Origin of the sequence: Streptomyces sp. SID8352 (assembly GCF_009862265.1) — a bacterium.
Classification (GTDB): Bacteria; Actinomycetota; Actinomycetes; order Streptomycetales; family Streptomycetaceae; genus Streptomyces.
Window position 1 is genome coordinate 1 of record NZ_WWGX01000014.1, and the last position, 8,827, is coordinate 8,827.

Genomic DNA, 8,827 nt, shown 5'->3' on the forward strand with positions numbered 1-8,827 from the left:
GAAGAACGCGACTACATGTACGCGGAATACGCCAAAGACCCCCGCATGCGCGCCAACATCGGCATCCGCCGCCGCCTCGCCCCCCTCCTCGACAACGACCGCAACCAGATCCAGCTCTTCACCGCCCTCCTCCTCTCCCTCCCCGGCTCACCGATCCTCTACTACGGCGACGANATCGGCATGGGCGACAACATCTGGCTCGGCGACCGCGACGCCGTCCGCACCCCCATGCAATGGACCCCCGACCGCAACGCCGGATTCTCCTCCTGCGACCCCGGCCGCCTCTGCCTCCCCACGATCATGGACCCCGTCCACGGCTACCAGGTCACCAACGTCGAAGCCGCCATGGCCTCCCCCTCCTCCCTGCTCCACTGGACCCGCCGCATGATCGAAATCCGCAGACAGAACCCCGCCTTCGGCCTCGGCACCTACACCGAACTCCCCTCCACCAACCCCGCCGTCCTCGCCTTCCTCCGCCACCACGACGACGACCTCGTCCTCTGCGTCCACAACTTCTCCCGCTCCGCCCAACCCACGGAGGTCGATCTCGGTGCCTTCCGGGGCCGTCGCCCGGTCGAACTCCTCGGCGGCGTCCGCTTCCCCGTCGTCGGTGAGCTGCCGTACCTGCTGACCCTCGCGGGCCACGGCTTCTACTGGTTCCGCCTCCGGGAGGAGCCCAGCTAGGGTCTTTCGTTCGGATCGGGCCGGACCCCGCGAGCCCGGCATGATCCAAACGAGAGGCCCTGGCACCGGGCGCACCGGTCGGCGCGCCCCTGCCGCGGGGAGCCCGCGCCGGACCGGTCCCTGTTCCGGTTCCGGCCGGGCACGCCCGGCCCCGGGTCACTCCTCCCGGACGGGCCCCTCCCCGGCGAGACCCTCCGGCAGCTCACCCGTGTGCAGGACGCCGAGGTGCTGGGTGGCCCGGGTGAGGGCGACGTAGAGGTCGCTGGTGCCGTAGCGGGCCGGCTCGACGACCAGCACCGAGTCGAACTCCAGACCCTTGGACTGGCGCGGGTCCAGCAGCACGACCCGTCGCGTCAGATCCGGCTCGGCGCCCGCCGTCACCCCGTCCAGCCGGGCCGCCAGCGCCCCGTGCAGCTCACGCGGCGCGATCACCGCGAGCCGGCCCTCGTCCGGGGTCAGCTCCCGGACCGCCGCTGCCACGGCCGCCGGCAGGTCCCGGGCGGCGCGGACCCACGGCCTTACCCCCGTGGAACGCACCGAGGCGGGCGGGACGAACCCCGGGTCCCCGGCCCGGACCACGGCCGCCGCCAGCTCCATCACCTCGGCCGGAGTGCGGTAGTTGACGGCCAGACGGGTGTGCTTCCAGCGGTCGCCGACATAGGGCGCCAGGATCTCCGCCCACGAGCCGACCCCCGCCGCCTCCGCGGTCTGCGCCGGATCGCCCACCAGGGTCATCGAACGCGTCGGGCAGCGCCGCATCAGCAGCCGCCAGGCCATCGGGGACAGCTCCTGCGCCTCGTCCACGATGATGTGCCCGAACGCCCAGGTGCGGTCGGCCGCCGCGCGTTCGGCGGCGCTGCGGTGGTCCTCCTCCTCCTGGCGTTCCGCGAACCGCTCGGCGTCGATGATGTCGTGCGCCAGCAGCACCTCGGCGTCCTCGTCGTCCACGTCCTCGAACTCGTACGTCCGCGACGCGTACGACACGTCCAGGACGCCCTGCGCGTAGGCGATCTGCTCGCGGCGCTCGCGGTCGGCCCGGTCGCGGGCGATCCGGTCGTCCACGCCGAGCAGTTCGGCCGCCTCGTCCAGCAGCGGCACGTCCGCCGCGGTCCAGTGCCGGGTGACCGGGCGACGCACGGCGGCGGCGTCCTCGGCGGACAGGAACCCCTCCGGCGCCGCCAGCAGATCCGCGACCAGCCGCTGCGGCGTCAGCCGGGGCCAGAGCCGGTCGACGGCGGCCCGGACCTCCGGGTTCTCCGCGAGGTCGTCACGGATCTGGGTGATGTCGGCGGCGTCGAGCAGGCCGGCCCCGTCGTAGGGGTCGGTGCCGATCCGCTCCGCGACCATGTCGGTCAGGGTGTTCAGGACATGGCCCTCGAAGTACTCCCGGGCCGCGTTGTGCGGCAGCTTCGCGGCGCGGGCGCGGTCGCGGGCGACCCGGACCAGGTCGTCGTCGAGCATCAGCACCTCGCGGTCGTGCTCGATCGCCACGACCGGGTCGGGCAGCGCCTGCCGGGCCCGGACCGCCGCCGCGAGGACGTCCGCCATGGCGGCTCCGCCCTTGACCGCCGCCGCCTCCGGCGTGTCCGTCCCCGTGGCCCGCACCCCGGGGAACAACTCGCCCACGGTGGCCAGCAGCACCCCCGTCTCCCCGAGGGAGGGCAGCACCTCCCCGATGTAGCCGAGGAAGGCCGGGTTGGGGCCGACGACGAGCACGGCGCGCCGCGCCAGCAACTCCCGGTGCTCGTAGAGGAGGTAGGCGGCCCGGTGCAGGGCCACCGCCGTCTTGCCGGTGCCGGGGCCGCCCTCGACGACGAGGACACCGCGGTGCGGGGCCCGGATGATGCGGTCCTGGTCCGCCTGGATGGTCCGCACGATGTCGCCCATGCGGCCGGTGCGCGCCGAGTCCAGCGCGGCCAGCAGCACCGCGTCGCCGCTGGGGTCCTCGTGTCCGGTGCGCGTCCGGTCGCCGAGGTCGAGGATCTCGTCGTGCAGCGCCGTCACCCGGCGGCCCTCGCTGGTGATGTGCCGGCGGCGGCGCAGGCCCATCGGGGTGTGGCCGGTGGCCAGGTAGAACGGCCGGGCGACCTCGGCCCGCCAGTCGATCAGCACCGGGGTGCGGTCGGCGTCGGCGGCGCGCAGCCCGATGCGGCCGATGTGGTGGGCCGCGCCGGAGGCGAGGTCGATCCGGCCGAAGCAGAGCGAGCCGTCCACGGCGTTCAGCGCGGCCAGCAGCCCGGAGCGCTCCGTGACCAGGATGTCCCGTTCCAGCCGGGCCTGCATGGGCGTGCTGCCCTGGGCCAGCGCGTCCGTGACGGAGGTCTCGGCGTCAGCGCGCAGGGCGTCCACGCGTGCGTACAGTCCGTCGACGAATTCCTGCTCCTGCCGCAATTCCTCGTCCGGCTCCTCGGTGTTTGACAATTCCACTCCCGCTCGCATAGGCTGCACTCGAAGGACTTCTCCGTGACTTCTTTCGCGTGAAGTCATGAGCCATCGAATATACGCCGTGAAATCCCCCGGGCGCCATTGCCCAGGGGATTTTTTGTGTCCCGGTCCGGGCGGTGGTGATCCGGCGGGGCGCGCTCCGGTGCCCGGAGGAAGAAGAGGGCCCGCCCGTGCCGGGGGAGACACGGGCGGGCCCGGACCGGGCGGCGCGTAACGGGGGGGGTCCGAGCCGCCCGGGGCTTCATGGCACCGGGATCACATCGGGAACCGCTCCTTCCCGGCGCCGCTCCCGGTGTCCGTCCTCCCGTTCCTCCCGCCGTCCGGACCGTCCCCCTGCCGGGGCGGCCCGGTGCCGTCCGCGACGCCGCCCGCACCCGGCGCGCGCCCGTCGGCGCCGCTCCCGTGGGCGTCGTCGAGGAGGGTCGTCTCGTCGAACGGGATCCGGCCCGCGAGCACCTCGTCCGCCCGGTCCCGGTCGATCTCCCGGGTCCACGTGCCGACCAGCACCGTCGCCACGGCGTTGCCCGCGAAGTTGGTCAGCGCACGGGCCTCGCTCATGAACCGGTCGATGCCCACGATCAGGCCGACGCCGTCCACCAGAGCGGGCCGGTGCGACTGGAGGCCGCCCGCCAGCGTCGCCAGCCCCGCCCCCGTCACCCCGGCCGCCCCCTTCGACGCCACCAGCAGGAACAGCAGCAGCGGGATCTGCTCACCCAGCGCCAACGGGGTCCCCGTCGCGTCCGCGATGAACAGCGACGCCATGGTCATGTAGATCATGGTGCCGTCCAGGTTGAAGGAGTAGCCCGTCGGAACGGTGATGCCGACCACCGGCCTGCTCACCCCCAGGTGCTCCATCTTCGCGATCAGCCGCGGCAGCGCCGACTCCGACGACGAGGTGGACAGGATCAGCAGGAACTCCCGCCCCAGGTAGCGGAACAGCGCGATCACACTGACCCCGGCGACCACGCGCAGCAGCGCCCCCAGCACCACCACCGCGAACAGCGCGCAGGTGAGGTAGAAGACCAGCACCAGCATCGCCAGGCTCCTGAGCGCGTCGGGCCCCGCCGACCCGGTGACGGCGGCCATCGCGCCGAACGCCCCGACCGGCGCCGCCCACATGATCATCGCCAGCACGCGGAATACCAGCCGCTGCACGTGCTCCACACCGCGCAGCACCGGCAGCCCCGCCGGACCCATCGCCTGCAGGGCGAAACCGCAGAGCAGAGCGACCAGCAGCGTCTGGAGCACTTCCCCCTCGGTGAAGGCGGAGACCATCGTGGCCGGCACGACACCGAGCAGGAACCCCGTCGTGTCCTTCGCCCCGCCGTCGATCTGGGCCTGCCCCGCCGCCCTCACCGCGTCCGTGACGGCCGGCTCCGCACCCGGCCCCAGGAGGTTGCCGACCAGCAGCCCGACGGAGAGCGCCACCAGCGACATCACCAGGAAGTACGCCAGCGCGATCCCGCCGACCGCACCCACCCTGGCGGCCCTGCGGACCGAACCGACGCCCAGCACGATGGTGCAGAAGATCACCGGCGGGATCATCATCCTGATCAGGTTGACGAAGCCCGTGCCGACCGGCTTCAGCTCCACCGCGAACCCCGGCGCGAGCAGCCCCACCGCGACACCGGCGGCCACCGCGGCGATCACCGCCGGATAGAGGTAGCGGGTGCGGTCCCGGCGCGTGCGGTCCGGACGGGGCCGTGGCGCGGCGGGTGCCGTACCGGCAGCGCTGGTCACGTCGGCCCCCTCCTCGATGACGTCGTCGGCATCACCCCGTCCGCGTCCGCGCCGGGCGGGGAACGGGGATGCGCCGACTGTCCCGGACCCGCGGGACGCGGTCACCCTTGCGTTCATTTAGTTCACGGACGCCGACCGGTCACACTGACGGTCATGCCGCTGACCGTCCCCCGCCCCCGCAGCCTCGCGGGGCAGCTCTTCGCCGTGCAAGCCGTGCTGCTCGCCGTCGTCGTCGCCGGATACGCGCTGTTCGCCCATCTCCACGACCAGGGGCAGGCCGAGGCCGCGGCCGGACGGCAGGCCCGGGCCGTGGCCTCGGCCGTGGCCGACTCGCCCTCCGTCCTGGAGGCGATCCGCACGGACGATCCGACGGCACGGCTTCAGCCGTACGCGCTGCGGGTCACCCGGGACACCGGGGTCGACTTCGTGACGGTCATGGACCCGGACGGCATCCGCTGGACCCATCCCGACCCCGGGCAGATCGGCCGCCCCTTCCGCGGCCACACCGCCCCCGCGCGCGACGGCCGGGCGTTCACCGAGACCTACACCGGAACCCTCGGGCCGTCGGTGCGCGCCGTGGTGCCCGTCGAGGACGACGGCCGGGTCGTCGGACTGGTCAGCGCCGGCATCCGGGTGGAGGAGATCAGCAGGCTCGCGCGCGCCGAACTCACCACCCTGCTCCGGGTCGCGGGGGCGGCCCTGCTGCTCGGCGCCGTCGGCACCCATGTGGTCAACTCCCGGCTGCGGCGGCACACCCACGGCATGAACGCCGACCAGCTCAGCCGGATGCACGACTACCATCAGGCGGCGCTGCACGCCGTACGGGAGGGGCTGCTCATGCTGGACGGGCGGTACCGCGTCGCCCTGGTCAACGACGGCGGCCGGGAACTCCTCGGGCTCCACGCCGACACGGTGGGCACCCCCGTCGCGGAACTCGGGCTGCCCGCGCCGCTCACCGACGCGCTGCTCTCCCCGGAGCCCCGCACCGACGAGGTGCACCTCACCGCGGACCGGGTGCTGGTCGTCAACACCTCACCGGTCTCCGGCGGCGAGCGCCGCGGCACGGTGGTGACCTTACGGGACGTGACCGAACTCCAGTCGCTCATGGGCGAACTGGACTCCGAACGCGGCTTCGTCCAGGCACTGCGCTCCCAGGCGCACGAGGCCGCCAACCGGCTGCACACCGTCGTCTCGCTCATCGAACTGGGCCGTCCCCGGGAGGCGGTGGAGTTCGCCACCGCCGAACTGGAGCTCGCCCAGGCCCTCACCGACCAGGTCGTCGCCGCGGTCGGCGAACCCGTCCTGGCGGCCCTGCTGCTGGGCAAGACGGCACAGGCCAACGAGCACGGCGTCGAACTCGTCGTCTCCCCCCGCGGCCGACTCGACGACGGGCTCCTGCCCCGCACCCTGCCGCCCCGGGACCTGGTCACCGTCCTCGGCAACCTGATCGACAACGCCGTGGACGCGGCGCGGGGCGCGCCCGACCCCCGGGTGACGGTGGCCGCCTACACGGACACCACCCCGAACGGCCCGGCGGAACTGGTCCTCCGGGTGTCCGACACCGGCCCCGGCGTCGACCCCGCCCGCACGGAACTGCTGTTCCGACGGGGCTTCTCCACGAAACCGTCCGCTCCCGGCGGCCGGGGCCGGGGGCTGGGCCTGGCCCTGGTCCGCCAGGCGGTACGGCGCCACGGCGGCTCCCTGACGGTGACGTCGTCCGACGACGGCGCCCACTTCGAGGCCCGCCTCCCCCTGCCCGCCGCCGAGATCCCCGACGGCCCCGATGCCCCCCGTGACCTCGACGCACCGGGCGGGAGCGCCGGATGACCGACGAACGACCCATCCGGGTCCTGGTCGTCGAGGACGACCCCGTCGCCGCCGACGCCCATGTCCTGTACGTCTCCCGGATCCCGGGGTTCACGGCGGTGGGCACCGCCCGCACGGGGGCGGAGGCGCGCCGGGTGCTGGAACGCGAACCGGTGGACCTGCTCCTCCTCGATCTGCACCTGCCCGACGTCCACGGTCTGCGGCTGGCACGGTCCCTGCGTGCCGCCGGGCACCACGCGGACGTCATAGCGGTGACCTCGGCCCGCGACCTGGCCGTCGTCAGGGAGGGCGTGTCGCTGGGTGTGGTCCAGTACGTCCTGAAGCCGTTCACCTTCGCCACCCTGCGCGACCGGCTGGTGCGCTACGCGGAGTTCCGGGCCGCCGCCGGGGAGGCCGGCTGCCAGGAGGAGGTCGACCGGGCCCTCGCCGCGCTGCGCGTCCCCGCCCCGGCGGCCCTGCCCAAGGGACTCAGCGCCCCCACCCTGGAACGGGTGACCACCGCCCTGCGCGGCGCCCCCGACGGTCTGACCGCCACCGGCCTCGGGGAGGCCGCCGGGATCTCCCGCATCACCGCCCGCCGTTATCTGGAGCACCTCGTCACCACCGGACGGGCCGCCCGCAGCCCCCAGTACGGTCACGTCGGGCGCCCGGAACTCGTCTACCGCTGGACGCCCGCCCGGTGACCCCCGGGTGAACGGAGGTCCACGGACCGGACCATAGCTTCCTACGATCCGTCTCCCCAGTTGAACAGCCTGTGGTCAACTGCGCCCGGTGCGCCTACGGTGAGGGCCGTGCGCCGACCCACAGCTCCGTCCGGCCGGTCCGGACTTCCGTTCAACGCCCTGGCCGCCCGTCGGCTTCGTGCCGGTCTCGGCATGGGGCCCGAGCACGTCGCCCACGGCATGCGGGTGTCGTACGGGCTGCCCCACGTGACGCCCGAGCGCGTCATCGCCTGGGAACGGGGCACCGCCTCCCCCGAGACCCCGGAACTGACCGCGCTCGCGGGCGTGCTGTGGTGCTCGCCGGAGGAACTGACCGGCCATCCCCGCACCCTGCGGGAGCACCGGCTCGCCCACGGCCTGGAACCGGAGGACGTGGCACGCGCCGTCGGCCTCGGCCTCTCCGCCTATCTGCGGATGGAAGAGGCCGGCGAGTGGCGCGGCACTGACCGCCAGTCGGCCGCCCTCGCCGAGGTGCTCGGCCTGGAGACGTCCTGCCTGGTGACCGTCATGGGCCGCGAGGAACGCCTCGCCGAACTGCTGCACAGCGCCGTCACCACCCGCTGGCAGGGCGGCGTCCGCCCGATCGCCAAGCTGGTGCCGGTGGACCGGCGGGTCCTGGAGAACGTCCTCCAGGTCCTGCACCGCGACTACCGGTCCCACCTGACCGCCGCCCCCGCTCCCCACTCCGGTCCCCACCCCGGGCACGGCCCCCGGCGAGACGGTCACCCCCACGGTGGCACCGCTCCTCACGCGGACGGGAGTGGAGCCGCAACAGGTACCGGCGAAGACACCGCGGCACGCGATTTCCTCGACCGGATCGTGGAGCACTTCTGGGCAGCGGTCGACCACCACCCCTGACCCACCGCATCCCCCACGCACACCCAAGGCGCCACGCACATCCAACCAGCCCGCACACCCAAGCGCCCCGCACACCCAAGCACCCGGCACCGCCGCGAAGCCGCGGACCCCGAGGCACCCGCGCACCCGCACCGCCGCGAACCCGCGAGCCCCGAGACTCCCCCGCGCACCCGCACTCCGGCGCACTCTCAAACCCGAGACTCCCCCCGCACCCCCACGCACCCCCACTCCCGCACTCCCACGCACCCGCACCCCCGCGCCCCCGCACTCCCACGCACTCCCACGCACTCCCGCGCACCCTCGAACCCCGAGACTCCCCCGCACCCCGCGCACCCGCACCCCGAGGCACCGAGACACCGAGACACCGAGACACCGAGACACCGAGACACCGAGACACCGAACAGTGTTCGCGTATGGGGGCTTGCTCATGCATGGAGACGCTGCTCACGCGTGGGGGCGTTGCTCACGCACGGGAGCGTTGCTCACGCACGGGAGCGTTGCTCACGCACGGGAGCGTTGCTCACGCACGGGAGCGTTGCTCACGCACGGGA

Annotated in this window: 6 protein-coding genes; 4 read left to right on the forward strand and 2 right to left on the reverse strand. The window is 73.6% G+C overall.

The window, feature by feature from the left end; genetic code table 11:
- Positions 1 to 684: alpha-glucosidase C-terminal domain-containing protein (locus GTY84_RS04650; RefSeq protein WP_161224811.1), on the forward strand; the 684-nt coding region annotated here is incomplete at its 5' end.
- Positions 685 to 840: 156 nt separating this feature from the next.
- Here GTY84_RS04650 and GTY84_RS04655 read toward each other — a convergent pair.
- Together GTY84_RS04655 and GTY84_RS04660 are read right to left on the reverse strand one after the other, a co-directional pair.
- On the reverse strand, positions 841 to 3,123 hold the full coding sequence (locus tag GTY84_RS04655; RefSeq protein WP_161224812.1) for an AAA family ATPase: 2,283 nt from the start codon (positions 3,121 to 3,123) through the stop codon (positions 841 to 843).
- A gap of 261 nt (positions 3,124 to 3,384) precedes the next feature.
- Positions 3,385 to 4,869, reverse strand: coding sequence for a cation:dicarboxylase symporter family transporter (locus tag GTY84_RS04660; protein ID WP_161224813.1), 1,485 nt, complete (start codon positions 4,867 to 4,869; stop codon positions 3,385 to 3,387).
- Between the two features lie 153 nt (positions 4,870 to 5,022).
- Here GTY84_RS04660 and GTY84_RS04665 point away from each other — a divergent pair, with 153 nt between their 5' ends.
- The 3 genes from GTY84_RS04665 to GTY84_RS04675 all read left to right on the forward strand — a co-directional run bounded on the left by GTY84_RS04665 (position 5,023) and on the right by GTY84_RS04675 (position 8,276).
- Positions 5,023 to 6,696 carry a sensor histidine kinase gene (locus GTY84_RS04665; protein ID WP_161224814.1) on the forward strand — a complete coding sequence of 558 codons (1,674 nt, stop codon included), beginning with the start codon at positions 5,023 to 5,025 and terminating at the stop codon, positions 6,694 to 6,696.
- On the forward strand, positions 6,693 to 7,379 hold the full coding sequence (locus GTY84_RS04670; protein ID WP_161224815.1) for a response regulator: 687 nt from the start codon (positions 6,693 to 6,695) through the stop codon (positions 7,377 to 7,379). The genes GTY84_RS04665 and GTY84_RS04670 overlap by 4 nt, the downstream gene beginning before the upstream one ends.
- 99 nt (positions 7,380 to 7,478) lie before the next feature.
- Entirely contained in the window at positions 7,479 to 8,276 is a 798-nt protein-coding gene (locus tag GTY84_RS04675) for a helix-turn-helix transcriptional regulator (protein WP_161224816.1), read from the forward strand.
- The last annotated feature ends 551 nt before the right edge of the window (positions 8,277 to 8,827 follow it).